Origin of the sequence: Paenibacillus sp. 32O-W, from assembly GCF_007679495.1 — a bacterium.
GTDB classification, from domain to species: Bacteria; Bacillota; Bacilli; order Paenibacillales; family NBRC-103111; genus Paenibacillus_L; species Paenibacillus_L residui.
Genome location: NZ_VEGP01000010.1, coordinates 1 through 26,349 on the forward strand (window position 1 = coordinate 1; position 26,349 = coordinate 26,349).

Here is a 26,349-nt window from a genome sequence, read left to right on the forward strand (position 1 = left end):
GATCTGTGAGGGGTAAGGGGCACAATCCTCGAAGGAAAGGCCCCGCCTACTCGACCTCGTCTTTGCGACGTCCTTACCTACCCGGACGCGAAGAGTGGCTTTCCCTTGCTCGTCTTTACGACGTCCTCCTACCCGGACGCGAAGAGTGGCTTTCCCTTGCTCGTCTTTGCGACGTCCTTATCTACCCGGACGCGAAAAGTGGCTTTCCCTTGCTCATCATTTGCTTCCCGCAAAGTATCGTAGCAAATTCATGAAGAGCGACCGCGATTAGAGGAAGGTTTAGACGCCGACTCCGTTGGTGTGCGGACGGAATACGCTTCGAAGGCAACGCGTCACTATGCGGGAATTTTACAGGGCTCCGTTAGGAGCTTTTTTATTGAATGGATTGGCAAACACTCTGCATCACACTGCCTTTTAATCGCCCAGCCCGAACGCTTCGGCAAGCAATTGGTACGAGCGCACGCGTGCCGCGAAATCGTGGGTAGGGGTAATCACGACCACTTCATCGGTCCGATATTGTTCGCTGACCGCGAGCAAGCGTTTCTTGACCTGCTCCGGGGACCCGACAATCCGGCGCTCGCGCCCATGGCGGATTCTCTCCCTGTCGAATTCCGTGTACGGGTAACTAAGGGCGGTCTCTACCGACGGAAAAAAGGACAGCTCCATGCCGAGCTCGAGACGCAGGAAAAACAAATCGGTGCTGGAGGCCAGCCGGTCCGCTTCCTCTTCCGTATCGGCACATATAACCAGCACGGCTACGATCGATCTCGGCTTCTCGTTCAGAAAGGAAGGGCGAAACTGCTCCTGATAAATCCGCATCGCATTCTCTCCGCCCGGCACGCCGAAAAACTGCGCATAGGCATAGGCCGTTCCCAGTTGAGCGGCTATCCGCGCGCTTTCACTGCTGGAGCCCAGCAGCCATATTTCGGGTGCCGTAGAGATCAGAGGAGCAGCCTGCAGTGCCGCAAAAGGATGCTCCTCGGGCAAATTTTGGTGCAAATAGCCGGTCAGATCGGCCACCTGCTGAGGGTAGCGGTCTATGCCGGTATATTTCCCCTCCTGAAGAGCCCTTGTCGCCAGGGGCAAGCCTCCCGGGGCGCGTCCCAGCCCGAGATCGATCCTTCCGGGATGAAGCGCTTCGAGCAGGCGGAAGTTCTCCGCAACTTTATACGGGCTGTAATGAGGCAGCATAATTCCTCCCGAGCCGACACGGATGCGGGAGGTCGCCGCCGCCAGATGCGCGATCAGCACTTCAGGGCTAGAGGAGGCCAGCGCCTTAGAGGCATGATGCTCGGATACCCAATAGCGGGTGTAGCCAAGTTTCTCCGTTTCTTGCGCTAGTCGTGTCGTTTCCTTCAACGCATCTGCGGCCGTTCGGTTTTCGCCTATATGAGATTGGTCAAGAACGCCCAATTTTAACATTAAGATCACCTCTATACCGACTGTACCAAATAGTCCTGCGCGGGTCAAAAGTCTGTAGATTCTTATCATTCCGCTCCATCGCGAAGGAAATGCATGGGAGCTGAAACAGGCGACGGCTCCCTTTCTATTTGTAAAGCTCCTTCCCGGGAAGCATCGTTGCTGTAATACATAGCAGGCAATCAGGCCCTTGATCGGACATCCTCCGCGTTTAATGAGGAAAGTTTAATGGCTTGAAGAATAGAATGGGGGATAGGCGGCGAGTTTATACTGAATCCTGGAAGGGGGGAGCGATGTCGGGAAGACGGCCCGGAGGCGCGGTACGGATTTGCTTTGGTATGCCTATTCCAGGGCCTGTAAAGACTACGAAGGACTTTAGCTATGCCGCTGAGCAGGGAAGATCTGCTTCTTCTAACCAATTGTGTAAAGGAGATGTTCGATGAACCGGGTCAGAATTCTGTTAGCTTTCATGTTGATCGGCCTGCTGAGTGCCAGCACCGTCTTTGCAAGTCAGGGAGTTATTCCCGTATCCGAATTGAAGCCGGCTGTGCCTCTGGAGAAGCCTCAGCTTACCGGAGTTGGAGGCAAGCTGATTCTCAGCGATTCCCCGGAATCATTCACCAATCAGGGAGCGTTCTACAGGGATTCGGTTAGCGATTCCTTCCGCGTGTTCTGGCACCATCAGAATGCAGGGAATGAGACGGTGACGGTGGCGGTGGCCGTCACGAATGAGTCGGAGGAAGCGGTGCAGCTGTTTACGGAAGGCAGCGGGGTCGGAACGAGCTATTATGTCGACGTTGCCGGACAGGATGCCCTGGCCGATTTCATGGCAAGTAACTTCAACAAACAGTTTCTTACGACGCTTGCCCCCGGAGAAAGCTATTATATCGAATCTCCTACGGCGCCCACATACACGAACAGCGGAATCGCCCAATTCCTGGCCAAAACCAAGAAGGGTAACCGGCCTGCAGCAGTGACGGTAACCGTGCTGAATTATAAAGACCGTCCGGATAATCCGGTCACCGTTCCCGTGCTGCCTGGCGATTCGCATACGCGGGGAACCTTCCCGCATTATGACCGCGTAGGGACTCTGAAATACAACACCGCCATGGGAAATGCGCTGATCCGCATCTCCAGCGCCGAATCCGGTCAATGGAGCGATAAAATGCCCGGGGAATACGAGACAGGATATAACGCGGTAGATGGCGGCAGCGTGGTTAATAACGGAAACTACGGAGTCATGTACCGGCTTCAAGTGGTCATCGAGAACGGTCACCATCATCCCCGCGCGGTAACGCTCTATCACAATCCTTCGGGAGGATTTGGGCATTATGTGGTGAAGTGGGGGAACCGGTTGAAGCTGTCTGATTTTATTACTTATGAGCAAGCCTGGCCGTTTGCCGACTTCATACTGGGGGCCAACGGAAATACTTATAAATCCGAGATCAGCCTGACCGGCGGAGCGCCCGGTCCGCATGTCATTTATTTCACCAACCGGGATAAATAGAAAAAACTCCACCGCTGTCGTTCAAGGAAGAGCGGCAGCGGCTTGAGATATTTTTTATCGGCAATAGTAAAACCGCTGCGGCTTTATAGGCTGCAGCGGTTTTCATCTTGGCAATGGCTCCGTCAGGAGCTTTTTTCACGATAGCTGGTAGCGGGTAGCGGCTGGGGCGGCAAAAATCTGCAAAAGTATATCATTTTGATCACTATCGATAGCTGTCGAGTTAAAGCCCGCAATCCAGTTCGAATAAAGATTTGGCTGATTTTCATAAAAATTCATGTATTGTTGTTGCAGGCTTTTCTTTCGAACATCTCCATTCGCTTCATAATTGATGTATTATCGCAGGAATTTATGTTGGCCCACGGAATGAATTCGCGGCAAGGATGTTTTCCTTCACTGCCCCGGGAGTTAGCCCCCCTCCGAATCCATTTCAGCATGCGCCGGTCACTGATTCTTTGTTGTATGAAGCTTCAGGGCGTGTACCTTCGGAACGGAATGGACGCTTATCTTAGTTACTGGGAAAGTCAGGAACTCTTTTCCATAGAATAAACTCCTACGCCTGCTCGGTGACCGTCCGCACCAGGGTCCGGTCCGTGGCCTGCACCAGACGGACTAACAGCTCCTTGGCCGCCGCATAATCGTCGATATGCAGGATGGAAGCGGAAGTGTGGATATACCGGGCGCATACCCCCAGAGCTGCGGTAGGTACGCCCTTGCCGTACAGATGGACCTTCCCCGCATCGGTTGCTCCAGGAGAAACAAAGAATTGATAAGGAATATCATGGGTTTCCGCCGTATCGAGAATAAACTCGATCAATGCCTGGTTCGGGACGATGGAGCTGTCCAGAATTCGGACAAGCGTTCCTTTGCCCAAATGGCCGAAGGCTTGGCGGTCGCCTGTCGTATCGTTGGCCGGGCCCGCATCGAGCGTGTAACAAATGTCGGGTTCAATAAGCGCCGCCGCCGTTTGTGCGCCGCGAAGCCCGACCTCCTCCTGAACCGTTGCGCCGGTATAGAGGACGTTGGGGAAGTGCTGCCCCTTCAGCTCTTTGGCCAGCTCCAGTGCAAGGCCGACGCCGAAGCGATTGTCCCAGGCTTTCGCCATAATTTTCTTGCCGTCCGCCAGCGGGGTGAAAGGACAGACGGGAACGGCAGGCAGGCCCGGACGAACGCCCAGCTCCATTGCGTGCTCCTGGCTGTCGGCCCCGATGTCGATGAACATGGTGCCGATGTCCGCCGGCTTACTGCGCTGCGATTCATCCAACAGATGGGGAGGGGTCGAGCCGATGACTCCGAATAACGTTCCCTGCTTGGTCAAGATCTGAACGCGCTGGGCGAGCAGCACCTGACTCCACCAGCCGCCCAAGGGCTTGAACTTAAGCATGCCATTGTCCTTAATGCCTGTGATCATAAACCCGACCTCGTCCATATGGCCGTTGACCATCACTTTGGGTCCGCTATCGTCGCCCCGCAGGACGCCGAAGATGCTGCCCAAGTGGTCGCTGATCACTTCCGTAGTCACCTTCTCCAATTCAGCGCGGACAAATCGGCGCACCTCATGCTCAAAACCGGGAGGCCCCGGCAGCTCTGTCAAAGTGCGAAACAATTCCAGCGTATCGCGATTCATCTGGTACCTCCTTCCGGACCGCTGCAATGACGGACCGTTCTTTTAATTTTATCTCTTCCTAAGTATAAGATGGTTTCTGCTGGAAAAACAATACAGGATTATAGAGCGAAGGTTGACAGGAAGTTAACGGAAGCTTGCCGCGAAGTGATGCCGCCGCCGTCCCGTCCGGCCGGACTGCTGACAAGCGCGGACAAGCATGGAGGATAATTTATTTGCGGGACAGGGGTTAATTTTCGGCAAAATCTTGTTAGAATGAAGGGGAATAAAAAGAGCTCAGGAGGGCTGTCAATGACAAATTATTCGGAAGCGCCTTCATCCGCCGTTAAGCCGGTCATCCGGTTTCAGGTAATTAGCGACATCCACGTAACAACGGACGAGAACCACGATTTCAATCGGAACTTCGACCGGGTGTTGAAGGATATCCGGGAGCACTGTCCGGACAGCGTAGGGATCATGCTGGTCGGAGATATTACGGATTCAGGAACGGAGCCGGAATATGATGAAATGCTGAGAATATGGAAGGAGAACGGTCGGCCCAAGATGCTGTTTACGATGGGAAACCACGATGTGCGCTGGGCCGATTGGGACGACCGCAGGGAACGTTTTTTGCGCAAGACGGGGATGAGAGGCCTTTATCACGACCACTGGCTGGAAGGGTATCATTTTATTTTCTTGGGAACGGAGCAGGGGTTGAAGGACGATGCTTATTTATCAGACGTTCAATTGAACTGGTTCGAGGAGAAGCTGGCGGAAGGATCGGATTCCCGCAAACCCATATTCGTATTTCTTCATCAACCGCTGAAGGACGGGGTGGCCGGTTCGCGGGATTGGCATGGAGTCGTGCAGGATTCGCAGATGAAGAGCATTCTGGCCAAATACCCGCAAACGATCTTGTTCACCGGGCATTCTCATTGGGAGCTAGGTTCCGCTCGCACCATGTACCTGTCGCGATACGGGACCATGCTGAATACGGCTTCCGTGGCCTACCTGTCGACGGATACGGAGGATTTCAAGAAGGGAAGCCAAGGCTATTATGTAGATGTGTATGTTGACGAAGTGGTGGTTAGAGGCAGGGATTTTGCCTCCGGCTCCTGGCTCGCATCCGCCGAGTATTCGGTTAAGTATCCGGTTGACAGTCCGGATGAGGGGGGGAATCCCTCTGAGCTCCCATAAAAGAAATTACGGCAGGCCGACTTGGGCCTGTCTTTTGTTTTAAACATATTTCTCTAGCTGCCTTCATACTATTCTATAGCGGATCTTGTCCAACATACGACATGCCTGCCAGGAATGGATGAGAGCTTTCTTGCGTCACAACGGTCTTATGGATCGTTTTAAAGCGATAGAGAAAGGAAGAAGCAGATGAAAAGCAACGGGCCGGACATAGCTATATTGGGCATAGGCACTGCCGTGCCTCCATATCGGCTGGAACAAGAGGAAGCCTCAAGCAAGCTCACCGATGCTCTGGTCGAGTCGGGGCATCGGCAGGCGGCTCGCTGGGCGGGTAAAATATTCCGCAACTGCGGCGTAGAAACGCGCTATACCTGTGAGCCCGAGCTGTTAAACCAGGGCGACCGCTGCCGTTATGTAGCCTATTCGCGCCCCCAGGAGGTGCCCTCCACCGAGGAGCGGATGGAGAAATTCCGAATAGAGGCGGCGCGGCTTGGCTACGAGGCGGGAAGCCTGGCATTGAAGGACAGCCGGATAAGTCCGGGCGACATTACCCATTTGATTACGGTCAGCTGTACGGGTTTGTTCCTGCCCGGGCTGGATGCCGTCCTTGTTCGGCAGCTTGGCCTGCCCGCCGACGTCGAGCGGATCCCGCTGACTTTCCTCGGCTGTGCTGCCGGGATGACGGCGCTTCGGCTGTCCCGCCGCATGGTCGAGCACCGCCCGCAGGCGAAGGTGCTGATCGTCTGCGTCGAATTGTGCACGCTGCATATCCAGCCCGCAGCAGACCGGGAAGCGCTGTTCGGCGCAGCGTTCTTCGGCGACGGGGCCTCGGCCTGCGTGGTCGGCAGCGCGTATTCCTCTGAGCGGGGAATGCTGGCCTTGGGCCGCAGCCGAACGGTGCTCTTCCCTGAATCGGCTGACGAGATGATATGGAAGGTCGGAAACTACGGCTTTAACTTGTATTTGTCGCCGCGCATTCCGCAGCGGATCGGTGAGTATGTGCCTCCCGAAGTGGAACGCCTTCTGGAAGGCGGCCCCGCCCCCGAATTTTGGGCGATTCACCCCGGCGGCCGCGGCATTATCGATACGCTGCAAACGATATATGGCTTAAGCGAAGAACAGACGGCCGCCAGCCGAACGATTCTCCGGCGATATGGAAATCTGTCGTCGGCGACGATTCTGTTCGTGTTGGAAGCCATAAGAAGTTCTATGGAAACGGCCGAATCCGCCCGGAAAGAAGGAATCGCCTTGGCCTTCGGCCCCGGCCTTGCAGCGGAAATTATGCAAATGGCTTATATACCGCCTGCAATCCGCAGATAAGCGGAAGGGCGGAGTGAAGGAGGGACTCCATTGATTCCATCGTTGAAGCGGAGAGCGGCGGAGCCGGAGCTGATGGATGATTTGGCTGCCGGAGGCCCGGATTTGAGTGAAGCGCTGCGCCATTTGCGCCGGTTGAACCGGATTTTTGCCGCTGCCGGGCCGACGCTCTATGGAGTCCGTCAGATCTGGTCGGCGGCGGGACAGCCGGAGCGGTTCTCGATTTTGGACATCGGTGCGGGCTCGGGGGATGTCAATCGGCGGCTTCTGCGCTGGGCGGATCGTGAGCGGATCGATCTGACCATCACGATCTCCGATATTACGGAGGAGGCGTGTGCGGAAGCACGGCAATTATTCAGCCGGGAACCGAGGGTGAGTGTCGTCCGCCAGGATTTGTTCCAGCTGCCGGAAGGCTGCGCGGATATTGTGACCGCTACCCAGTTTGTCCACCATTTCGCATCCGAACAATTGCCGGGGGTTGTCCGGCAGATGCTGAAGGCTTCAAGAATGGGCATTGTCATTCAGGATATTCACCGGCATTGGCTCGCCTGGCTGGCTGTCTGGTTGGTCACCCGGTCGATTTCACGCAACCGCTATATCCGCAACGACGGCCCGCTATCCGTGGCCAAAGGGTTCCGGGCCGAAGAGTGGCAGCGTCTGAGGGACACCTTGCCGGTCCCCAGCCTGTCCATAACCTGGCGGCCGTTATTCCGATACGTGGTGACCGCTCTAAAGCCGGTCAACTAAGCAATGGCCGGCTCCGGCCGTCGGGAAGGAGGGGGGACGATGCGAAGGTACGATGCGGCTGTAATCGGCGGAGGAGTCGCCGGGAGCAGCATGGCGGCGGCACTGGCCGGAATGGGTTGGAGCACCGTCTTAATTGATCAGGATACCTGTCCCCGGCATAAGGTGTGCGGGGAATTTCTATCTCCGGAATCGCTGGACAGCTTGTCCGCCCTTGGTCTGCTGCCGCTGCTCCAGCCGCTGCAGCCCAGCGCGATGAGAACGGTCAGGCTGACTGCGGCCAACGAATGGATACTGGACATTCCGTTGCCGGGGACGGCGCTCGGGATCAGCCGTTTCGCTCTGGATCATGTGCTGCAGCAAGCTGCACAGGAGCGGGGGGCGGAGCTCATAAGCGGCACCGCTGTTATTTCGATAGGTAGGAACGGGGAGGGGCACCGGTTAGAGCTTCGCGGCCGGAGCGTGCGGCAAATCGTCGAAGCCCGTGCGGTGATTGGTGCCTGGGGGCGCCGCCCCCGTTCCGGACTGGCTCCGGCCGCATCCGTTCTTCACCGATCGTATGTCGGGGTGAAAGCCCACTATTCCGGCATGGAGCGAGGAGACCGGGTCGAGCTGTATCTGTTTCCGGGGGGCTATTTGGGCATAGCCCCGATTGAAGGAAATCGTCATAACGTGGCCGCGCTGATGACCAGGGAAGCCTTCCATCACGCGGGAAAATCCGTGCAAAACGCTATAAAATGGGCGTCCGCACGCAATCCCGCCTTGCAGCGAAGGCTCGCTGGCGGAATGCCGCTTGCAGAGACACAAGCGGCCGTATACCCTGTAGCCATCAGCCGAAAGCCAACCGCCTGGGGGCAGGTGCCCCTCATCGGAGACGCTGCTGTGATGATTCCTCCCCTATGCGGGGACGGAATGGCGGTAGCTCTGCGCACGGTCGTATTATGTTCGCGGTGGGTGGACGAATTTCTGCGGGGGAGCCTCGGGCTGGAAGATTGGAAGCAGCAGTATACCCGGGCCTTGCGGCAGGAATGCATGCCTCTGCTGCGATGGGGCAGATGGCTGCAAAGGATGCTTGACAGCCGGGTAACGTCTCCTCTGTTGTTCCGCTTAGGAAATCGGCTTCCCGGTTTGGCCGGCCGGATGGTCGAGAGGACCCGGCTAACCTGTGCGAACCCGAGGAAACGGTAGATGAGGCGGCATGCGCGGCTGTGCGGTTAAAATACGGGGCTTGTGAGATTAACTTTTTTGCGTCTGGGGGAGAAGGTTGTGCTGCAATGGTTTGCCACACTGGCGGTCCGATATTCTCGTGCGATTGTAGCCGCGTGGCTTGTCTTTCTTGCGGTTTGCGGAAGCTCCGCCGTCAAGCTCCCTGCCGTACTGCAGGATCACGGGCTAAGGGTAGGAGGGGACTATGCCCGGACGCAGCAAATATTAGCTGCGGATTTTCATCTACCGGACGAGCCGGTGATCCTGCTCTTTGAGAACAAGAATCCGTTCTCTTCGCAGCGATTTCATCTGGAAATCGCCAGTATGCTTCGGCGGGTGGAGCAGGTGAACGGCATCCGGGAGGTGATCTCCCCGTGGGCCAGGGAAGGAATGCTGCAGGAAAAGGCCGCCTATGCTTTGCTGGTGCTGGATACCCCTGCCCGCGAGACTCAAAAGGTTCTAGACGACATTAGAAGTCTCTTCCCCGATAACGATCGGTTGGCGGTTTCAATGACCGGGAAGCCGGTCGTTCAGGAGGATGTCAACCGGACCAGCCATGCCGATTTGACCCAGGCGGAGATGATAGGGGTACCGCTGGCGTTCATCATCCTCTGGATCGCTTTCGGAGGCTTCATCAGCGCCATGATCCCCGTTGTTGTAGGATTGATCGGGGTGATAGGGACCATGGGCATTATGTATGGGCTGGGAACCCGATTGGAGCTGTCCATCTTCGTATTGAACGTCATTCCTATGGTGGGGCTGGCGTTAAGCATCGATTTCGCCCTGATGCTGGTCAGCCGCTTTCGCGAGGAGCTGCGAATGCATCCGCTCCCGAAGGCGGTGAGCATCGCCATGTCCACAGCCGGCCGGGCTGTATTTTTTTCCGCTTTATGCGTATACCTGGGACTGGCGGGCACTTTGTTCATCCGGATGCCCATTTTTAACTCGGTCGCGATCGGCGCCATGATCGTGCTTACCATTTCGCTAATGCTGACGTTCACTTTGGTCCCGGCTCTGCTGGTGCTGGCAGGAGGACGGCTGCGGGCGGAAGGCCGAGGGCGCCGGAATGTCCGGAGCAGCTTATGGGCCGCTCTATCCGCTTATGTCATGCGGCGGCCGGTTCTAATGGGCACGCTGGCCTCTGTGGCTCTTCTTGTCTGTCTCCTGCCCCTCGCTCGAATGGAAATGACCGTTCCCGACGCCGCCTCTTTGCCCCGTCATTACGAATCCCGTCAAACTGCGGAGCGGTTCGCGGCATATTTTTCCCCTCCCGCTGTCTCGCAAGTGTATGTGGTTGCGGAGGCCGGACAAATTCACCCGGACCGAAACGCTTGGCTGGCCGTCTATGATCTGGCGGAGCGATTGCGGCGCAGCCACGGTGTATTAAGAGTCGAAACGGTCTTCGACCGGCTTTCCTTGACCCCTGGGCAGCTTCATATGATTACTCAGAACGCCGATTTGAAGAAAAGGTTTGACCCCCTATTAGAGCCCTTCGTTCAAGGAAACCGCATGCTCATTGCCGTGACGTTGAATGGCGGCCCTTCCTCTAAGACGGCCATCGATTGGGTCCGGAAATGGGGGGCTGAGGAGGATGTGTCATCCCGTCTCTCCATCCGGGTTGGCGGGGAGCCGAAATATCAGCAGGAGGTCTATGATGAAATCAGGACCAAGCTAAAATATGTTTTCTTATTTGTATTCGGGTCCAACTTTCTTGTTCTGTTTCTCGCTTTCCGCTCCTTGTGGATACCGGTCAAAACGATTCTGATGAATCTGTTAAGCCTCGGAGCTTCCTTCGGCATTCTTGTATGGATATTCCAAGACGGCAGATTCGGGATGGAGCCGACCAGCATCGCTATCATGATACCGGTGTTTATTTTCGGCTTGACGTTCGGTATCAGCATGGATTACGGGGTGTTTCTGCTGTCGAGAATTTATGAAATCTATCTCCGGACTAAAGACAATGAACGTTCCGTACTGGAAGGATTGACAATCACCAGTAAAATCATTACCTCCGCGGCGGCGATTATGATCGCAGTGACCGCTCCTTTCGCTTGGGGAGGGGTAGCGGGGGTTAAGCAGCTTGGCATAGGAATCGCTGCGGCCATCCTAATCGATGCCACTATTGTTCGCATGATGCTCGTCCCGTCTTTGATGAAGCTGCTCGGAAGATGGAACTGGTGGGCTCCCTAACGATAATTTTCGTGTATATTTGAATAAGAATCCGTAATTGGGCAGGTATAAATAGTTGACTTATATAGTTAAGTTTAATAAACTAAACTGCATAAACCTCTGGGAGGTGACAGGGTGGACGAGTATTTGAAAGTAATGGATCAAATTAATCAGTCCTTCGAACAGTTTCAGTCCTTGGTTTGGCAGAATACGAAGCAAGCGGAGCGTCTGAAGAGCTATCACTTGACGCCGCAGCAGGAGCTGTTCATGTATTATATTATCCGCAATCAGCCGGTTACGGCGAATCAGATTGCCGCACATTTTCAAATTTCCAAAAGCGCGGTCAGTCAGGTGCTGCCGAAGCTGGAGGAAGGGCGGATGATTACGCGCCGGACGAATCCCGACAACCGGAGGGAGTCGTTCATCCGGCTGGGGGAGCGTGGAGAGGAATATGCCGAGCTGCTTCAATCGATTGACGAATGGCTCGTGCGCCGGTTTTATTCCAAGGTCCCGCTCGAGGATCTCCGGCAGGTGCTGGACGTTCTGCAGCGTCTGGTGGCAGCGTCCGGAGAGGACGAGGGAACGACGAAATCCGGCAATGAAGCGGATAGCTAGCGATTAAGTCTAAGAGAGGGGAACTATTCTAATGAAGGAAAAGAAGCTCGAGCGCCTAACGGATGCCGTCTATTTTATGCCGCCGGAGGAGGAAACCGACCGGCCTATCCTAGCCGCAATTTGCGGCCATGAGCGGACATTGATTATGGATGCGGGAAATTCTGCGTCGCATGCCTCGCTTTTTTTGGAGGTGCTGGCGGAGCGGCAAATCACGAAGCTTCACGCGGTTGTGCTGACCCATTGCCATTGGGATCATGTTTTCGGTGCGGATCGGCTTAATCTGCCGGTCATTGCCCATCTGCAGACGAAGCAGGCACTGGAGAATATGGCGAAGCTTTCATGGACGGACGAAGCTCTGGATGAGAGGGTGCGGGAAGGAAGTGAATTTCTCTTCTGCGCGGACATGATTAAGAAGGAATTCGCCCACAACCGCGATATCCTTATCCGGCTGCCGGATCAAACCTTCACCGATAAGCTGGACATCGATCTGGGCGGCGTCCGCTGTACCGTTGAACATGTGGGGGGAGATCACTCATCGGATTCCACCGTTATATATGTGGCGGAGGAAGGCCGGGCAGGAGGAGTTCTTCTTGGGAGACTGTATGTACCCCGATCTTGGCGGAAAATATACGGTCCAGGCTGTTCTTGATCTATTGGAAAAGCTGGATCGGTATGACGCCGATTATTATGTGCTGTCGCATGAAATGCCCTTATCCCGCAACGAGTACCTGGAATATAACGGTTTGTTAAAGCTGCTGTGTTCTATTACGGTGGAAGCGGAAGGGGAGCTTCATCGAATCCTCCAAGAGAATATACCCGTCGGGTGGGGAAAGAGCCCGGGGAAATCGAGCTTGAAGCGATTCACTGCTTTGTTAACGGCTGGACTGCAAAATAATTGAAACTAAAAAGGGTTTAAGTATTGCATTGGCCACAAATATATGCTATTTTAGTAAAAACATATATAACCAATCAACTTAGTATGAATTAGTTTTTCTTTTGTTATGATGTGAAGCAAAATTTACCACGTTTTACTGCGTATGGATGAATCATGGCGATTTAGGAAAGAGGATTGACGAACGAAACCGGGATGGGGTATACTGAGGCTTGTATTTCTCAGGAACAACTAAACTGAATACGGCATTTTCTTATCCAGAGAGGCGGAGGGACAGGCCCTATGAAGCCCGGCAACCGATCGTGCGCGAGCAGCGTGCGGTGACAATGGTGCCAATTCCTTCAGAATCGAATGATTCTGGCAGATGAGAAAGGACGGTTTCGATTAGATCGGAAAGCCCTTTTTGCTCTGCATAAGGGCTTTTTCTTATATTGAGGTGAATCCATGATTGACTTGCGCCATGTGCAAAAACAATACCAAAGCGGTTCCCATACGACGTACGCTTTGCATGACATCGATTTGAGCATTGAGCAAGGGGAAATTTTCGGAATCATCGGGCATTCCGGTGCCGGGAAGAGCACCCTTCTCAGAAGTATAAATTTGCTGGAGCGTCCGACAGCCGGCTCCGTTGTCGTCGACGGAGTGGAGCTTACGGCACTTTCCACGAAGCAGCTGCAGGAGCAGCGGAGGCGGATCGGAATGATATTCCAGCATTTCAATCTCCTGTCCTCGGCGACCGTAGAGGAGAATGTCGCTTTCCCGCTTAGGCTGATCAAGACGCCCAAGGCGGAAGTGAACCAACGCGTGCGGGAGCTGTTGGAGCTGGTCGGCCTGACGGAGCAGAGCCGGAAATATCCGGCCCAATTGTCCGGAGGACAGAAGCAGAGAGTCGGCATCGCCCGGGCTCTGGCCACTAACCCGCATGTTCTGCTTTGCGATGAGGCAACTTCCGCCCTGGACCCGCAGACGACGAATTCGATCCTCAGCCTGCTGCTGGATATCAATCGTAAGCTAAGGATCACGATTGTCTTGATTACCCATGAGATGCATGTTATCCGTTCGATCTGCGACCGGGTGGCGGTCATCCATCAGGGCCGGATCATCGAACAGGGCCCTGTGGCAGAGGTCTTCCTGAAGCCTCGGCATGAAGTGACCAAACAGTTCATTGAGCAAGTAGCGGATAGCGTTGATTTCCGGGACGAGAATCTCTCTCCGGACTCCACGATTTTAAAGATCAATTTTCTTGGCGAATCTACTTACGAGCCAATTTTATCCCGCGTAGTGCAGGAAACGGGCGTAACTTTCTCGATCCTGCAGGGAACGATTTCCCGGATAAAAAGTACCCCGTACGGGCAATTGGTTGTTAAGATTGAGGGGCCACGGCAGGCCGCGGATGATACCGTAAGCTTGCTTATAGAACGCGGGCTGGATGTGGAGGTGTACGAGCATGGATTGGGCTAGTATCGATTGGGCCGAAATTGCCCGGGAGACGAAGCAGACGCTGATCATGCTGGGTCTCTCCACTCTGTTCACGTTTATCATCGGCTTGCCGATGGGTATTCTGCTCTATTTGACAACCAAGGGAAATTTGCTGCAGAACCGGGCTGTCAATCTGATCATTTCCTTCATCGTTAACGTGCTGCGTTCCGTGCCATTTGTTGTCCTGATGGTTGCACTTATTCCGTTAACGAAACTGATGGTCGGGACCTCTATGGGTGTCAAGGGAACGATACCTCCGCTTGTCATTGCGGCCGCTCCGTTCTTCGCCCGCCTCGTAGAGACCGCTCTGCGGGAAGTGGACCGCGGCGTTATAGAAGCCGCCCAATCCATGGGGGCGGGACGCGCCCAGATCGTCTTGCGGGTGCTGCTGCCGGAGTCGCTCCCGGGCCTGATTGCAGGGATCACCATCACCACCGTCACGCTGGTCTCTTATACCGCCATGTCGGGCATGATCGGCGGTGGGGGGCTGGGGGATCTTGCCATCCGATATGGATATCAGCGCTTCCAGACGGAAGTCATGATCGCCACCGTACTTATATTAATTATTTTGGTGCAAGTTTTGCAGATGGTCGGGGATCGTCTCGTTCTCCGATTCATCCGCAAATAATGCAATAGATAAATTAAAGAAAAGGGGAGAAACCTAATGAAAAAACAGGTAGTACTTGCATTTCTTCTTATTATCGCTTTAGTCGCCCTTGCAGGCTGCGGACAGAAGAACGCGGCTCCTACGCCGTCGTCTTCTCCTTCGGCTTCGCCATCCGGCTCCCAAGGCTCCGATGGTGCCGCCAAGGAGGTTACCTTGAAGGTGGGAGCATCTGCCGTGCCGCATGCCGAGCTTCTGAAGCTGGTTCAGGATAAGTTGAAAGAAGAAGGCGTCATTCTGGAAATTAAAGAGTTTACCGATTACGTTCAACCGAACGTGCAGGTAGATGAGAAACAGTTGGATGTAAACTTTTTCCAACACCTTCCCTATATGGAGCAGTTCAATAAAGATAAAGGAACGAAGCTGGTGAGTGTAGGAAGCATTCATGTGGAGCCGTTCGGCGCCTACTCTCACAAGATTAAGTCCATTGACGAATTGCAGGATGGGGCCACGGTCGCCATTCCTAACGACCCTTCCAATGGAGGACGCGCTCTTGTCCTTCTCGAGGAGAACGGCTTGATCAAGCTGAAGGATGGGGTAGGCATCGCAGCAACCGCCAAGGATATCGTGGAGAACCCCAAGGGGCTGAAAATTAATGAACTTGAAGCTGCCATGCTCCCTCGTGTATTGGATGAAGTGGATTTGGCGCTGATTAATACGAATTACGCTTTGGAAGCGAAGCTTGTTCCGACCAAGGATGCTCTCTTCATGGAAGATAAGGATTCCCCGTTTCCTAACATCATTGCCGCAAGGGAAGACAATAAAGATTCCGAAGCCGTTCAGAAGCTGGTGAAAGCTCTGCAATCACCGGAGGTCAAAGCATTTATCGAGGAAAAATACGAAGGATCGATCATTCCGGCTTTCTAAGTCTCGATGAATAGAAATAAAGCAATTGGAAACTGTCTGTATTTGCAGGCAGTTTTCGTTTTTATATACGAGAATAATTCTTCCTTGGAATGGGTATTTAAACCAGGTGAGAATGACACGCACGGCTGCAACGCAGCAAATGAACCGGAGCGTAACTCTTCTCGCTTGATTTGTATATTTGATGGTTTTTTCATTTTCTGCGCTAATATTCACTGTCATTGATAGTAACGCACCCGGCGGGTGCTTTTTTACCACATAGGAATCTTTAAGTTCTTTACAGCGTTAATACGAAGAAAATCTAGATTCCTATTGGCATAAAAAAGCTACCTTTAAAACCGGGTTATTCTTCTTTGAAAAGGCTTCGCATAGAAGCTTTTTTATATAAACTCAAACTTTGCAGCTTGAAATAGACAAGTAAGCCTTGTTATAGCTGGGGAAACCGGCAATCCAATCAGAGAAGTAGACGAATAACTTCTGGTTTGTTCCGCTTGGTTTTGGCCGCGGCAATCTCCATGAAAAATGCCATCAGTTGGCGCAGTGCTGTAACTAAATCGAGATCACGTACTTCATCGGAAAAGAGGAAGAACAGACCGTCAAGTGATTACTCATAGTTATCTTGAGTCGCTCCCACTCCATGACCAAATAACGACTACCTTGAAATCCGTCTGTTTCACCGTCTGCTGGTGCCTGTCGGCACCGTTGCAAGCGAAATAGCGCGTCTAACTGTATTTTGTACAGTTAAATTCAAGCGAATGAGCGAAAATAATCAAGCTAACTGGAACTACAGTTAAAATGGGCAACTTTGGGCGAAACGACCGTTTTGGCGCAAACTAACTGTAGTTTTCCATTTAATATTACTATTTCTCCCGAATGTAGAAATCTAACTGGATGAAATCCATTTAGACCCCATGCCGCTGACTGCGACACCATCAGATGATGAAAAATAGACGGATTTTCAAGGTAGGATGTGGCGGGGTAATATTACAAAACCTGAAAACGTTATTCGGGCAAAACATAACTAATCCATTTTCTTATGAAACTGTATATCGCTAATTCATCAAAATTGAAGATCACAGAGCCGGATTTCAGCCATATAACGATCGAGAGTTTCGTTATATTTGTTAATGGCATCGTTTTTAAGGCAATAACGTTACCCAGATTCGTTAGCGAGATTAAAACCGGAGGGGAGCCGGGCAGATGACCATCCATGCGTCTCGCCGCGGCACCATCAGATGATGAAAATAGATGGTTTTTTCAAGGTATGCGTGCCATTCCGCTTGTAACGATGCCAGCAGACGGTGAATTTGACGGATTCTCAAGGTAGTTATTCCGGAGGTAGAAAATCTGGTATTGATTTCTAGGTTGAGCCTGATTTTTAATTTATTATTGATAGTATAAGTTGTTTTTGCGCTCCTCCATAATTTCATTTATGGCATCTAAGTGACGTTTTTGGAGTTCTTTCTTCAAATGCAAGAAAAATAGATGGCTTGAAATGATAATAAAGACGGTTAGTCCTGACCATAAAATGACATTAGAAGTTGCAGCAACTTTTGTCATAACATTCACGATACCGACTAAATGTTCCGCTGGGTTAAAATTTGAGTCTACAATAATTTTATCGCTGTTATTCAAAAAATCTAAAATAGAAGCCGCCGAAGTAGCCAAGACTGAAATCGCAGCGAGCCCAACTGTAAAAGAAAGTTTTATCAATAAATCAGCTATTTGTAGTATAGGGGTGTCGAAGTAATGTGAATTTACTTCTCTTCTAGCGTACATTAATTCTTCGGGCTTCATTAATTTGTAGGCTCTGTAAAGTTTTTCATGAGTTTTGTGCTTTGATAAATTGAACCTTATAACTCTTTTCTTAACCAATTTGTCGATATTTCTTTTGAAAGTTAGATATGAACTAAAGAGATACAGAAATAGGGCAGCAACCAATATGACAAGCCCCCAGTGATAAAATTCCAAATTCCCATCCTCCAATATTTACTCTAGGATTAGTTTATCGGATAAATCACAAGGTTTATTTATATATTTTCAAATTGATATTCGAGAGGTGGTGTTATGTAGTGGCGAGAAAGAAGCCTGCAGCGGGAAGAAGCCAAGAAGATGTGGATGGACAGCGGCGGAAGAATGAAGTTAAAGGTGGCAGTTAAGGACCGTCGGACCATATTTTCAGTGTGCAAACTTATGAAAAGAAGAATAACTAACCTAAGCAATTTAACAAGACTTCTCAAAAGCCGGCAAATAGTGGATAATGGATAACGACTCATTTTATGAAGGATAAGAGAATGCCGGCGGGCGGGCTGATTTCGAATAAGTGCAGTTAATGGAAGGAGTTGGATAGAATATGCAGCTTGTTGATTTGGAGCCGAAGCTCGGTGAGGAAGAAATCCGCGAGCTTCTGGAGGCCTGCGTTCAATATGACCCTGAGTTATTGGACAGAGCAGTAGAGGAATACCGGTCAGACCCGGAATTGTCGATCCTGGGCCTGGAAGTGGAAGATGAAATCGTGGGGCTGTTGGGAATTAGAAGCCGTCAGGATAATACGGTTCTCATCCGGCATTTATATGTTAAGCCCGAAGTACGCGGGAATGGACTTGGACGGGCGCAGCTGCTTGAATTGATTTCCTTGCGGAATCCGGACCACATTATAGCGGAAGTGGAGGAAGAGTCGGTGGACTTCTTCCGGAATGTAGGATTCACGATTGTCAGCTTCAAGGAAGAAGACGGGCAGGAAAAATTTCGCTGCACCTATTCGGTTCATGAGCAAGCGGAGGACGAAGGATGAAGACAGTCTATAATTTTGTGACCGGCGGGCTTATCGTGTTCTTTGTATTTATTTCATTGGCTACCGTGGGCAAGCTGTCCGGTTATGACGTTGACTTCATTCCAATAGCGGAGTGGGCTACCAAGTATATTCTGCCGTGGATCGCTCTTTATTGGCTGATTCGATTGGTCCGGGCGGTAGAGGCCAAGCAGGGCCCGGATAAAACCGATTCCAAGGTTAGTTCTGAATAGCTACTATAGATACTTGGGGTACGCTTCCCTTATTTCACCCTACAAGGACGCCGAAAGGCGTCTTTTTACAGCTTAGAGTTCTTTATTATGTTAATGCGGTGCAGAAGTGAAGGCGCCTATGGCATAAAAATCTTCGCTAATACCGGTTTTCCTATCCAGTTCCAAGGCTACTCGCAAAGTACTGCATAAACCTTTATCGAAGTAAAGCCATGCAGAGAGACCGCGAATAGCGGAAGGGTTTAGCCGTAAAGCCGTACAAATTCCTGCGATTCTGCAGTTTTTATGAAGTGATTCTGAACACTCGGGTGGAAAGCCTGCGATAATGCAGCCGTGCCTATCTTTACCAATTTTCATTTTTCTTTTTATCGATAAAACTAAGCTTGTCCCTCCCAAAAATATATTTAAAAAATATTGACACAAAGAATGAGTGCCTTTATTATATAGTAATGTAATTTATTTTAATTAGTAAACTATTTAGTTTGCATAATACTTTATCGTTAAAGGAGTGATCCAATGCCTACGAACGATGAGTTGTCTAGATCGGTGGAATTATTCTGGCGGGTATCTAGAGGCTTGTCATCCATTTGGAAAAAAAAGTTTGAACAGCAGTTATCCAATACCCAGGCCTATATTTTAATTCACCTGGATTCGAAAGGTCCGCAGAAGATTACAAACCTGGCGGAAGTATTGGATATCACTCCCGGAGCGATTTCCAGCATCTCGGACAAATTAATAGCCGCCGGCTTAATTGTCCGATGCCGGGATGAAGTTGACCGGCGTGTCGTATACTTGGATATAACTCCAAAAGGTAAGAAAATGCTGAAAGAAATCAAAGAGGAAGCCAGGATTGTAGTTAATAAATGCTTTAACGGATTGCCTGAAGAAGACATACACCATTTAATTCGAATTTACGAAACCATTTTAATTAATATAGATAAATATCGAAGGGAGTAGGAGTATGGAGCATCTTTCAAACAAGAGAAAAGTTTCGATTATGATCGCGATCATGGCGGCCATGTTCTTCTCGGCTATCAACCAGACGATTATCGGAGTAGCCATGCCGCGGATCATTGCCAAGCTTGGAGGAATGGATTACTACACCTGGGCGATAACCATTTACTTATTGACCTCGACCGTAGCCACTGTTCTGGTCGGCAAGCTGTCCGATATTTATGGAAGAAAGCCGTTTGTGCTGGTCGGTATCGGGGTATTCATGCTGGGAGCTTTCTTATCCGGCTTCTCGAAGGATATTATCCAATTGATCATATACCGCGGAATCCAGGGAGTCGGCGCTGGGATCATCATGTCAACCGCGTTTACCGCAGTCGGGGATCTGTACGCTCCTCGTGAGAGGGCCCGCTGGACCGGCTTAATGAGCGGGGTATTCGGTTTATCCAGTGTGCTGGGGCCGCCGCTCGGAGGCTATATTGTAGACCATCTGGATTGGCACTGGGTGTTCTGGCTCTTCCTGCCGCTTGGGATCGTTGCATTTATTATGATCATGACCCTTTTTCCAAAAGTGGAACGCAGACCCGGCGAATCCATCGACTATTTAGGTTCCTTGTTCCTGACGACAACCATCGTTCCGCTGCTGCTGGCTTTCTCGTGGGCAGGGGAAGGTGAAGGCAAATATGCTTGGGGCTCCTGGCAAATTATCGGGTTGTTTGCCGTTACCGCCGTCTCCTTGATCATTTTCCTTCTGGTGGAGATGAAGGCCAAGTCGCCTGTTCTGCCGTTATCCTTGTTCAAGAACAGTGTTGTTACGGTTTCCAATCTGTCCGGCTTCGTGCTGAATGCCGGAATGATGGGCGCGATCATCTACGTTCCCTTCTTCGTTCAAGGGGTTAAAGGAATTTCTCCCACCTATTCGGGGTATGTCACGATGCCGATGTCCATAGCGATGATCGTTACTATGGGCGTGGTCGGGCAAATGATTGCCAGGACGGGAAAATATAAAGCCAAGGCGATTGTAGGATTAATTATTATGGCTGCCGGAATGGTGCTGCTTCATTTCATGGGTGTAGACACGCCAATTTACATCACGATCATCTATATGTGTATTCTGGGCTTCGGCCTCGGGATCAGCATGCCGGTCTTCTCCTTGACGGTTCAGAATGCCGTGGAGCCGAAACAGCTTGGCGTCGCTACCGCTTCTTCGCAGTTGTTCCGGTCTTTGGGAGGAACTATCGGGATTGCTGTAATGGGTACGATAATGGGGCAGAGGATGACTTCCAAAATGACGGAGCTCTTCGCACCCGCAGTCGGAACTGCTCAGCAAGTTCCTATGGACCCGGCGCTGGCCGAGCAAATGCAGGAATTCCTGAACCCGCAGGCTCTGCTGGATCAGCCGAAGCTGGAGGAATTTATGAGCGGATTGCCGGTCGAGATGCAAGCATTGTTCAATGAATTCCTGGAGAAGGTTCGCGAAGCCTTGAGCTACGCCGTAACCAGTACTTTCCTGGCTGGTGCCATCGTCACCGTAGCTGCGGTGGTGCTGACGTTCTTCCTGAAGGAAATTCCGCTCCGTTCGGAGAAAGATGCCAAGCCGGCTGCCAAAGAAGCGGCAGAGGGCAAGAGAGCAGGGTTCAGCAAGCCAAGAACTGATTCTTGATCCGAATATCTGATCTCATTGGCGGATATCGTTAAGCACGTAGAAAAGGACACCACTTTGGTGTCCTTTTTCTCTTGGCGGATTGACCAAGCTATTCTTTTTACGAGCTTCCGGCTTATTGGTTGGTCTGCCATGCCCGGGTTTGGAGAGAGAAGAGAGGAATTTGCTGTTGCTCTTCCGGCCAGATGAATTATAATGGACTTTATCCAGTTTTATGCCATTGACTCGTTAAAGAGATGCAGATAAAAGTAACGAATAGTAAGGGGAGGAATGGAGTTGGAACGTCTAGAAGGTTGGATAGAGGATGTATCCATAGTCACTCCGGAGGAGGTTGTGCAGGGAAGCCTGCGAATGGAAGATGGCAGAATCGCAGAAATCAAGCCGCACGGCGGCCAGGGGGCGGCAAGAGAATCATTTGAAGTGCACGACGGATTGTATCTGCTCCCGGGCATGATCGATCTGCATTGCGATGCGATTGAGAAAGAAGTCCAGCCGAGGCCGAATACTTTGTTTCCCATGGAAATGGCTTTACTCGAGCTGGAGAAGAAGCTGGCGGGCAACGGAATTACAACCATGTACCACTCTTTGTCGTTAGGAACCGGGCTTAGCCTGCGAGGGGATCATCTGATGACGGAGATGATCCGGCTAATCCGGAAGTATAGGGAAGAGCGGGCGATGATCCGCCACCGCATTCATCTGCGCTACGAAGTCATTCATCTGGAAGGGCTGCCTCTGGCTGAAGAGCTGCTTCGCTCCGGCGCGGTAGAGTATCTGTCCTATATGAATCATGCCCCGGGCCAAGGGCAGTACCGGGCTCCCGGATCATTCGAGGCTTATGTGATGAAAAATCAGGGGGTATCCAAAGAGGAGGTCCGCCTCATTGCCCAGAACGCGCTGCAGAAGCAAGCACAAATAAATTGGCCCAGACTGCGGCAACTGTCTGAAGAGGCCAGAGAGCGCGGAATAGCGGTTGCATCCCATGACGACGATACCGAAGAAACGGTCAATACAGCATTAAGCTTCGGGGCTTCAGTCTCTGAGTTTCCGCTCAATTTGCCTACGGCCGAATATGCCAAACGCCAGGGATTGCAAATATGTGTCGGCGCCCCCAATATTGTCCGCGGAGGGTCTCACGATAAAAATATGAAGGCCATGGATGGCATCCAGGCCGGTGTGGTGGATATTCTCTGTTCCGATTATTATCCTTCATCCCTGTTGTCGGCTGTGTTCCTGATTGCGCATGAGGCGGGAATCGGTTTACCCCGAGCAGCGGCCATGGCCAGTCTGCATCCTGCAAGGGCGGTAGGGATTGATGATCGGCTCGGTTCGATTGAGGCCGGCAAACAGGCAGACCTGCTATTGGTCCAGGTTAAGGACGGATACCCGCTCGTTCGCAAAACATGGGTCAACGGAAGCCTGGTTTATGAAGCCAATTATTATCGCGAAAGAGAAAACAGATTTTAGGCGAATGAGTGGCCGGCCCGTTCACTTTGATGGGGAAAGGCGTCCATTCGTAGAAAGGGTTGATAAAACCTGTATCTGGTTCTTCATTAACCGGATCAGGTTTTTTGTTTTCTGCAGAAGGCCCGGGCGTTATGGTCCAAGAAATGCTAACAGATTCGATTTCCTTAGTTATTAACGAAGAAGAATATGAATAATAGCATTCCAAAAAGTTCAGCATAAGTTTAAATTAGGCGTTGAAATTTGACGAAGAGTCGACTACAATAATGATAATGATTATCATTGTTACTTATTGACCATGATTAAGAGGAGCGTTTAGATATGAGTTTATTACTTCCGATCACTACCATCATCCTGGTCCTGCTTGGGAGCGCCTGTTTGTTTATGGCAATAGAGCATGATCGCCGGGTAAGCGCGCAATTCAGCAAGAAGAAGGCAAGTACCGTCAGAGCATACGGATCAGGCCCGGTGGAGGGGCTTCGCAGGCTTTTCCTTAAGGTTCGTAACGCTGAATAAGCTCAAGATGGAGAATGCCGAATGTGACAATGCGAAGCTTGGGCTGCATATGAGCCCGGTCGGACAGAAGCTTCAGTGAGGATCGAATAACGGATCTACGAAATGAACAGCCGGAGGACTGCGCAGAGACGCAGGTTCTTCGGCTGTTTGTCATTTGAGGAGTTGTTCGACAGGTAAATCTCCTCCCCCTGCACTTGTTCCCTGGCTTACAATCCCGGTTGATTTCGGCCTTGTCAAAAATGTGATCATTTAGATGAATAATGGGAAGATTATATAAAGAGTATTGCAGAAGTGAGGTGATACGATGCCGACAACAATGGAGACCGACGTCAATCATGAAGCGGTGGATAAGGTCAAGGAGATGATTAAAGATATCGAAACGGCGATGTTATCCACCATATCGGAGGGGGGCATCAACTCCAGGCCGATGCAGACGCAGGATATTGAATTTGACGGGGACTTGTGGTTTTTGACGAAGAAGGATACGACCAAGTTCCGTGAAATTATGGAGAATCCTAGCGTCAATATCGCGTACGTAGGCCAATCTTATGTGTCTATTCGCGGTACAGCAGAAATTGTGGACGATCTTGAGCGGAAGAAAGAACTGTGGAAAAAAGGATACGAGAAGTTTCTGGATACGACATATGAAGACCCCAATATCGTATTGATCAAAGTTCGGTCGGAAACGGCGGAATATTGGGAAACGGGAAATAAAATGAAAACCGTAAAAGCTTTTTTTAGAAAAATGGCGGGCAAGCCGCCGGAGGATGACGAGGAGATCAATAAAACTATTCATTTGAACCATTAGCCCAAATCATTTGACAGCAATGAGAGAACGCAGGACCTCCCTGGAGATCCTGCGTTTTTGATATTCTTCCAGGGGCTGACCTTAACAGATAAAATCTGCCGGGGATAACCCCTTTTAACGTGTAAATTATACCTTGCCGGACTCGCGATTCATGGCAGAGAGGGCTCACGGCTCCGTCCGGAACCCGCCGATGGAGGGGGAGGTGCGGTGAGCGGCTATTTCATCGTTAGTTGTCCGGATATGCTCTGGATACCCATAGCTTCCGTGCTCGCTGAGATCCAGGCCTTCCATCTCTTCCTGGGGAGTTACCCGCAGCCCGAACGATTTCTTGATAGCATACAGACAGAGGAAGGAGAGGGCGAAGGCATAGCCTCCTGCTGCCACGACCCCGTAAAATTGCACCCATAGCTGCTCCAGGCTCCCGGTGTACAACCATCCTCCTTGGCCGACTCCAACCTTGGAGGCGAGCTCGGGAGAAGCCAGGAAGCCGGTGGACAGCGTTCCCCAGATGCCGGCCGCTCCGTGAACGGATAGCGCGGAGATCGGGTCATCGATCCGTCTTCTTTCGAGCCATCGGGCGCTGACGAAGACGAGCCCTCCGGCAATCCCTCCAATCAAAATTGCGGCCCAAGGCTCCACGAAGGCGCAGGAGGCGGTAATGGCGACAAGCCCGGCCAGATAGCCGTTTAATATGACGGGAATGTCGGCCCTCTTGTGCCGTATCCAGGATACCGCCATAGCGGACAGGGCACTGGCTCCTGCGGCGAGCTGCGTATTCATAGCGACGAAAGCGAAGAACCCGTCTCCGACCGACAGCGTGCTGCCGGCATTAAATCCGAACCAGCCTATCCATAGAAAACATACACCAAGTGTAGTGTAGACCTGGTTATGGCCGGGGATTTCGTTGGCAGACCCGTCGAGGTTATATTTGCCCAGCCGCGGTTTAAGTAAAATGGTGGCGGCCAAAGCGGCCATAGCTCCGGTGAGATGGACAACAGTCGAACCGGCGAAATCCTGCTTGCCGTGCTCGCCTAGCCAACCCCCTCCCCAAATCCAGTGGGCCACTACCGGGTAAACCAAAATCGAGAACAGCAGGGTGAACAGGACGTAAACCGACAGCTTCGCGCGTTCGGCAAAACCTCCCCAGGCGATGGAGAGGGAGACGGCGGCGAAGGCCAGCTGGAACAGGAAGAACACGGCGGGTGGAAGGGAGTCGGAGGCGGCAGGAGCAAACATGAATTGGCCCCAGCCGATGAAGGAATTTCCCGATTCCCCGAAGATCAAGCCGTAGCCGGCAAACCAGAAGACGAGCGAGCACAAGCCTACGGTTATAACGGTTTTGCCCGCGATATGTCCGGCGTTCTTCATTCGGGTCGAGCCCGTCTCCAGCAGGACGAAGCCCGCTTGCATCAACAGAACCAGAACGGCCGCCACCATCACCCATAATGTGTCCAAGCCGACGGCCAATGAGGAAACGCCCTCTGCTTCCTCCGCAGCCATGGCCTTTAACGGAAGCAGCGATCCGAAGCAAACGGTGGACGCTCCCGCTATCGTTTTTCTGACAAGAGAATGACATTGTTTCATCAAGCTTCAGCTCCTTTTGTCACTTTTTCTTACTTCATCCCACTTGTACGCCTAATGATAAAAGGAGATTAGACCATGGTGCAACAAACCTGTAAGGTAATGTGACGAGCTTTTTTAAGTTAGGGGTGATTAAGCGGAGGGCGTTCTATAAAAAGAGGCTGAAAATAAAAAAGGATGAAACCTGACGCCGGTTGACCGGCTAGGGTTCCTCCCCGTTTGGATCTGCAGATGGTCATGGACTGAACAAAGGTCAGCTTGGCGGCCGATGGCGATTAAATTGGACGTTGAGCTGTCCTTTAAGCATTTCCTCGCGCATTTTTTCTTTGCTGATCTGCTTTTTCTCCCGCTCCCGCATTTTATGGATCTCATACGTTTGCATGCCGTCCTCCATTTTATTGGCCACTTCCACCAGCATATCGACATCCTCGAAGGAAAATTTGCGGGTTCCGCCTTTGGAGCGTTCGGGAACGACCAGTTTTCGTTCTTCATAATAGCGGATTTGCCTGACGGACAATCCCGTAAGCTCGCTGACCGTGCCGATCGGGATGACCTTCTTTTCTCTGTACGATACCATGGTTATTCCCTCCTTCTTATACGATCATCACCTTTCATATTCCACTCATGACAGCTTTTGAAGATTTTGTTTATTTGCCGCATTGGACAGTTTGTATTGGG

General features: G+C 51.6%; 26 protein-coding genes and 1 riboswitch. Of the genes, 20 read left to right on the forward strand and 6 right to left on the reverse strand.

The window, feature by feature from the left end; all coding sequences use genetic code 11:
• Positions 1-414 precede the first annotated feature (414 nt).
• Positions 415-1,422: an LLM class flavin-dependent oxidoreductase gene (locus FS806_RS06040; protein ID WP_144933686.1), complete on the reverse strand. Its 1,008-nt coding sequence runs from the start codon at positions 1,420-1,422 to the stop codon at positions 415-417.
• 436 nt (positions 1,423-1,858) lie between these two features.
• Between FS806_RS06040 and FS806_RS06045 the strand changes: the two genes are divergently transcribed.
• A complete protein-coding gene (locus tag FS806_RS06045) occupies positions 1,859-2,926 on the forward strand; it encodes a hypothetical protein (RefSeq protein WP_144933687.1) in 1,068 nt (355 codons plus the stop codon).
• Positions 2,927-3,061: 135 nt separating this feature from the next.
• Here the strand turns inward: FS806_RS06045 and FS806_RS26070 are convergent, their stop codons facing one another.
• Both FS806_RS26070 and FS806_RS06050 read right to left on the reverse strand, forming a co-directional pair.
• Complete coding sequence (locus FS806_RS26070) at positions 3,062-3,202, reverse strand: hypothetical protein (protein WP_222126594.1); 141 nt, start codon at positions 3,200-3,202, stop codon at positions 3,062-3,064.
• Between the two features lie 274 nt (positions 3,203-3,476).
• Positions 3,477-4,550 (reverse strand): M42 family metallopeptidase, encoded by a 1,074-nt coding sequence (locus tag FS806_RS06050; RefSeq protein ID WP_144933688.1) that lies wholly within the window; start codon positions 4,548-4,550, stop codon positions 3,477-3,479.
• Positions 4,551-4,619: 69 nt separating this feature from the next.
• Between FS806_RS06050 and FS806_RS26075 the strand changes: the two genes are divergently transcribed.
• From FS806_RS26075 to FS806_RS06105, 12 genes are all read left to right on the forward strand, one after another.
• A complete protein-coding gene (locus FS806_RS26075; protein WP_222126595.1) occupies positions 4,620-4,757 on the forward strand; it encodes a hypothetical protein in 138 nt (45 codons plus the stop codon).
• An 81-nt stretch (positions 4,758-4,838) separates the two neighbouring features.
• Positions 4,839-5,723, forward strand: a complete 885-nt coding sequence (locus FS806_RS06055; protein ID WP_144933689.1) for a metallophosphoesterase family protein — start codon at positions 4,839-4,841, stop codon at positions 5,721-5,723.
• A 186-nt stretch (positions 5,724-5,909) separates the two neighbouring features.
• Entirely contained in the window at positions 5,910-7,040 is a 1,131-nt protein-coding gene (locus tag FS806_RS06060) for a type III polyketide synthase (protein ID WP_144933690.1), read from the forward strand.
• Between the two features lie 30 nt (positions 7,041-7,070).
• On the forward strand, positions 7,071-7,784 hold the full coding sequence (locus FS806_RS06065) for a methyltransferase domain-containing protein (protein ID WP_260981997.1): 714 nt from the start codon (positions 7,071-7,073) through the stop codon (positions 7,782-7,784).
• Between the two features lie 39 nt (positions 7,785-7,823).
• Positions 7,824-8,969 carry an NAD(P)/FAD-dependent oxidoreductase gene (locus tag FS806_RS06070; RefSeq protein ID WP_144933691.1) on the forward strand — a complete coding sequence of 382 codons (1,146 nt, stop codon included), beginning with the start codon at positions 7,824-7,826 and terminating at the stop codon, positions 8,967-8,969.
• 42 nt (positions 8,970-9,011) lie between these two features.
• Positions 9,012-11,177 (forward strand): MMPL family transporter, encoded by a 2,166-nt coding sequence (locus tag FS806_RS06075; RefSeq protein ID WP_260981998.1) that lies wholly within the window; start codon positions 9,012-9,014, stop codon positions 11,175-11,177.
• A 114-nt stretch (positions 11,178-11,291) separates the two neighbouring features.
• Complete coding sequence (locus tag FS806_RS06080; RefSeq protein ID WP_144933693.1) at positions 11,292-11,771, forward strand: MarR family winged helix-turn-helix transcriptional regulator; 480 nt, start codon at positions 11,292-11,294, stop codon at positions 11,769-11,771.
• A gap of 31 nt (positions 11,772-11,802) precedes the next feature.
• A complete protein-coding gene (locus FS806_RS06085) occupies positions 11,803-12,420 on the forward strand; it encodes an MBL fold metallo-hydrolase (protein WP_144933694.1) in 618 nt (205 codons plus the stop codon).
• Between the two features lie 4 nt (positions 12,421-12,424).
• The gene (locus FS806_RS06090; protein ID WP_222126596.1) at positions 12,425-12,670 is read left to right on the forward strand and encodes a hypothetical protein; all 246 of its coding nucleotides are present in this window, start codon (positions 12,425-12,427) and stop codon (positions 12,668-12,670) included.
• 243 nt (positions 12,671-12,913) lie between these two features.
• Positions 12,914-13,034: riboswitch (SAM riboswitch) on the forward strand.
• Positions 13,035-13,107: 73 nt separating this feature from the next.
• Entirely contained in the window at positions 13,108-14,124 is a 1,017-nt protein-coding gene (locus FS806_RS06095) for a methionine ABC transporter ATP-binding protein (RefSeq protein ID WP_144933696.1), read from the forward strand.
• Positions 14,111-14,770 carry a methionine ABC transporter permease gene (locus FS806_RS06100; protein WP_144933697.1) on the forward strand — a complete coding sequence of 220 codons (660 nt, stop codon included), beginning with the start codon at positions 14,111-14,113 and terminating at the stop codon, positions 14,768-14,770. Before FS806_RS06095 ends, FS806_RS06100 begins: the two co-directional genes overlap by 14 nt.
• A gap of 36 nt (positions 14,771-14,806) precedes the next feature.
• Complete coding sequence (locus tag FS806_RS06105) at positions 14,807-15,673, forward strand: MetQ/NlpA family ABC transporter substrate-binding protein (RefSeq protein ID WP_144933698.1); 867 nt, start codon at positions 14,807-14,809, stop codon at positions 15,671-15,673.
• Positions 15,674-17,056: 1,383 nt separating this feature from the next.
• Here the strand turns inward: FS806_RS06105 and FS806_RS06110 are convergent.
• Entirely contained in the window at positions 17,057-17,467 is a 411-nt protein-coding gene (locus FS806_RS06110) for a hypothetical protein (RefSeq protein ID WP_222126597.1), read from the reverse strand.
• 556 nt (positions 17,468-18,023) lie between these two features.
• On the opposite strand from FS806_RS06110, the gene FS806_RS06115 reads away from it, so the two are divergent.
• The 7 genes from FS806_RS06115 to FS806_RS06145 all read left to right on the forward strand — a co-directional run bounded on the left by FS806_RS06115 (position 18,024) and on the right by FS806_RS06145 (position 24,090).
• Positions 18,024-18,464: a GNAT family N-acetyltransferase gene (locus tag FS806_RS06115; RefSeq protein ID WP_144933700.1), complete on the forward strand. Its 441-nt coding sequence runs from the start codon at positions 18,024-18,026 to the stop codon at positions 18,462-18,464.
• A complete protein-coding gene (locus FS806_RS06120; RefSeq protein ID WP_144933701.1) occupies positions 18,461-18,694 on the forward strand; it encodes a hypothetical protein in 234 nt (77 codons plus the stop codon). Before FS806_RS06115 ends, FS806_RS06120 begins: the two co-directional genes overlap by 4 nt.
• Positions 18,695-19,207: 513 nt before the next feature.
• Entirely contained in the window at positions 19,208-19,648 is a 441-nt protein-coding gene (locus tag FS806_RS06125; RefSeq protein ID WP_144933702.1) for a MarR family winged helix-turn-helix transcriptional regulator, read from the forward strand.
• 4 nt (positions 19,649-19,652) lie between these two features.
• Complete coding sequence (locus FS806_RS06130) at positions 19,653-21,305, forward strand: MDR family MFS transporter (RefSeq protein WP_144933703.1); 1,653 nt, start codon at positions 19,653-19,655, stop codon at positions 21,303-21,305.
• A gap of 276 nt (positions 21,306-21,581) precedes the next feature.
• A complete protein-coding gene (phnM, locus tag FS806_RS06135; RefSeq protein WP_260981999.1) occupies positions 21,582-22,769 on the forward strand; it encodes a phosphonate metabolism protein PhnM in 1,188 nt (395 codons plus the stop codon).
• A gap of 318 nt (positions 22,770-23,087) precedes the next feature.
• Positions 23,088-23,282 (forward strand): hypothetical protein, encoded by a 195-nt coding sequence (locus FS806_RS06140; protein WP_144933705.1) that lies wholly within the window; start codon positions 23,088-23,090, stop codon positions 23,280-23,282.
• Between the two features lie 304 nt (positions 23,283-23,586).
• A complete protein-coding gene (locus FS806_RS06145) occupies positions 23,587-24,090 on the forward strand; it encodes a pyridoxamine 5'-phosphate oxidase family protein (RefSeq protein WP_260982000.1) in 504 nt (167 codons plus the stop codon).
• A 165-nt stretch (positions 24,091-24,255) separates the two neighbouring features.
• Here the strand turns inward: FS806_RS06145 and FS806_RS06150 are convergent, their stop codons facing one another.
• Both FS806_RS06150 and FS806_RS06155 read right to left on the reverse strand, forming a co-directional pair.
• Complete coding sequence (locus tag FS806_RS06150; protein WP_186328230.1) at positions 24,256-25,674, reverse strand: ammonium transporter; 1,419 nt, start codon at positions 25,672-25,674, stop codon at positions 24,256-24,258.
• 250 nt (positions 25,675-25,924) lie between these two features.
• Complete coding sequence (locus FS806_RS06155; protein ID WP_144933706.1) at positions 25,925-26,248, reverse strand: MerR family transcriptional regulator; 324 nt, start codon at positions 26,246-26,248, stop codon at positions 25,925-25,927.
• Positions 26,249-26,349: the final 101 nt, after the last annotated feature.

Bases quoted from the DNA above. Each gene is read 5' to 3' on its own strand.
- FS806_RS06055 (WP_144933689.1), top strand. From the start codon at position 4,839: ATGACAAATTATTCGGAAGCGCCTTCATCCGCCGTTAAGCCGGTCATC.
- FS806_RS06095 (WP_144933696.1), top strand. From the start codon at position 13,108: ATGATTGACTTGCGCCATGTGCAAAAACAATACCAAAGCGGTTCCCAT.
- FS806_RS06115 (WP_144933700.1), top strand. From the start codon at position 18,024: ATGCAGCTTGTTGATTTGGAGCCGAAGCTCGGTGAGGAAGAAATCCGC.
- FS806_RS06105 (WP_144933698.1), top strand. From the start codon at position 14,807: ATGAAAAAACAGGTAGTACTTGCATTTCTTCTTATTATCGCTTTAGTC.
- FS806_RS06085 (WP_144933694.1), top strand. From the start codon at position 11,803: ATGAAGGAAAAGAAGCTCGAGCGCCTAACGGATGCCGTCTATTTTATG.
- FS806_RS06145 (WP_260982000.1), top strand. From the start codon at position 23,587: ATGCCGACAACAATGGAGACCGACGTCAATCATGAAGCGGTGGATAAG.
- FS806_RS06120 (WP_144933701.1), top strand. From the start codon at position 18,461: ATGAAGACAGTCTATAATTTTGTGACCGGCGGGCTTATCGTGTTCTTT.
- FS806_RS06050 (WP_144933688.1), bottom strand. From the start codon at position 4,550: ATGAATCGCGATACGCTGGAATTGTTTCGCACTTTGACAGAGCTGCCG.
- FS806_RS06045 (WP_144933687.1), top strand. From the start codon at position 1,859: ATGAACCGGGTCAGAATTCTGTTAGCTTTCATGTTGATCGGCCTGCTG.
- FS806_RS06140 (WP_144933705.1), top strand. From the start codon at position 23,088: ATGAGTTTATTACTTCCGATCACTACCATCATCCTGGTCCTGCTTGGG.
- FS806_RS06150 (WP_186328230.1), bottom strand. From the start codon at position 25,674: ATGAAACAATGTCATTCTCTTGTCAGAAAAACGATAGCGGGAGCGTCC.
- FS806_RS06155 (WP_144933706.1), bottom strand. From the start codon at position 26,248: ATGGTATCGTACAGAGAAAAGAAGGTCATCCCGATCGGCACGGTCAGC.
- FS806_RS06100 (WP_144933697.1), top strand. From the start codon at position 14,111: ATGGATTGGGCTAGTATCGATTGGGCCGAAATTGCCCGGGAGACGAAG.
- FS806_RS06110 (WP_222126597.1), bottom strand. From the start codon at position 17,467: ATGAAGCCCGAAGAATTAATGTACGCTAGAAGAGAAGTAAATTCACAT.
- FS806_RS26075 (WP_222126595.1), top strand. From the start codon at position 4,620: ATGGTTTCTGCTGGAAAAACAATACAGGATTATAGAGCGAAGGTTGAC.
- FS806_RS06130 (WP_144933703.1), top strand. From the start codon at position 19,653: ATGGAGCATCTTTCAAACAAGAGAAAAGTTTCGATTATGATCGCGATC.
- FS806_RS06060 (WP_144933690.1), top strand. From the start codon at position 5,910: ATGAAAAGCAACGGGCCGGACATAGCTATATTGGGCATAGGCACTGCC.
- FS806_RS26070 (WP_222126594.1), bottom strand. From the start codon at position 3,202: ATGAATTTTTATGAAAATCAGCCAAATCTTTATTCGAACTGGATTGCG.
- FS806_RS06125 (WP_144933702.1), top strand. From the start codon at position 19,208: ATGCCTACGAACGATGAGTTGTCTAGATCGGTGGAATTATTCTGGCGG.
- FS806_RS06070 (WP_144933691.1), top strand. From the start codon at position 7,824: ATGCGAAGGTACGATGCGGCTGTAATCGGCGGAGGAGTCGCCGGGAGC.
- FS806_RS06040 (WP_144933686.1), bottom strand. From the start codon at position 1,422: ATGTTAAAATTGGGCGTTCTTGACCAATCTCATATAGGCGAAAACCGA.